Annotated in this window: 1 protein-coding gene; it reads right to left on the bottom strand. The window is 55.1% G+C overall.

Annotated features, from left to right (window positions below; translation table 11 throughout):
• Window positions 1-31: 31 nt before the first annotated feature.
• The gene (locus CAF90_RS29040; RefSeq protein WP_085609292.1) at window positions 32-949 is read right to left on the bottom strand and encodes a transposase; all 918 of its coding nucleotides are present in this window, start codon (window positions 947-949) and stop codon (window positions 32-34) included.
• Window positions 950-1,168 lie beyond the last annotated feature (219 nt).

Raw genomic sequence — 1,168 nt, 5'->3', positions numbered from 1 at the left:
GTGGGAGCAACTGTCTTAACCCTGCCATTCGTCACCGCCATTCGGTGCCGTCACGCAGCATGGCATTTAGTCTGATCAGTAGTATCCGCATGCAGGCGATGAGCGCGACTTTCGCGCTCTTGCCTCTTTCTCGCAGCGCCTCATAGCGGGCCTTGAAGTCAGCGTGATAACGGATCACGACCCAGCACGACATGTAAAGCGCACGTCTGACGCGGGATCTTCCTCCGTAAATCTGGCGTTTGCCGCTGTGATTGCCACTGTCGTCATTGTAGGGAGCGATTCCTGCCAGAGCCGCGATTTCTCTGCGATCAAGCTCGCCGAGTTCAGGCAGGTAAACCAGCAAGCTGGCGGTCGCCACAGTGCCGATGCCTTTAACTGAAGTGAGCCGGTCGGCTTTTTCAGCATCCAGCTCTCGCATGCTTTGATTAATGGCTTTACCGAACTGTTTGATCTGGAGTTGCAGATAGCGAATATGGTCTTTGATCGCCTCGATAACCGCTGGCAACTGGGCCTGCTGCAGCCGGCGCTTGTTGTCGTCTCGCTGTTGGACGAAATGCTCGCGCAACTGAATGAGTTCACGCAACGCTTCACGGCCAGGCGAAATTGGCTTTTCGCGAGACGCATGCAAAGCCTCGGCAAAATCGGCAAGAACAGCGGCGTCGATGGGATCCGTCTTGGCATTCTTGCCCATTGCTACGGCAAAGGCTCTGGCCCGGCGAGGGTTGATCCTGAGCACATTGAAGCCCGCCTCTTGTAAGGCCGCCACGACCTTTCGCTCGTATCCTCCCGTGGCCTCCAGCAATACTCGGCCAACCGTGTAGTGGCTTAAACGCGATGTCAGCTCAACAAAGCCTTCAAGCGTATTTGTAATCTCGAACCCCACTTTCTGAGGCTGAATCCAAACAACGAGGTTGGATTTGGAGATATCGATACCGACCCAGGAAATCATGGCAAAACCCTCTTACACTCAAAAGTGAGAGTGCTCTGGCTTTGCCCACGCTTGTGATTCGAGTGGCGCTCGTCCAACTGTTCGGGCTTATGGGCCAGAGTAGAAAGGTGAATGGCAGCTTTGCTCCCACTCGTGCTTAAAGCACCGCGGACTCACAGCTTGCCATTCACCCCTCTCACCCCAGAGTCTATTCCCTTACCTAGACACAAGCGGGCTTGC

The sequence above is a fragment of the Pseudomonas sp. B37(2017) genome, assembly GCF_002112885.1.
Lineage (GTDB): Bacteria > Pseudomonadota > Gammaproteobacteria > Pseudomonadales > Pseudomonadaceae > Aquipseudomonas > Aquipseudomonas paraglycinae.
Note: the sequence above shows the minus strand (reverse complement) of the source record. Positions and strands in the feature narration are given on the sequence as shown.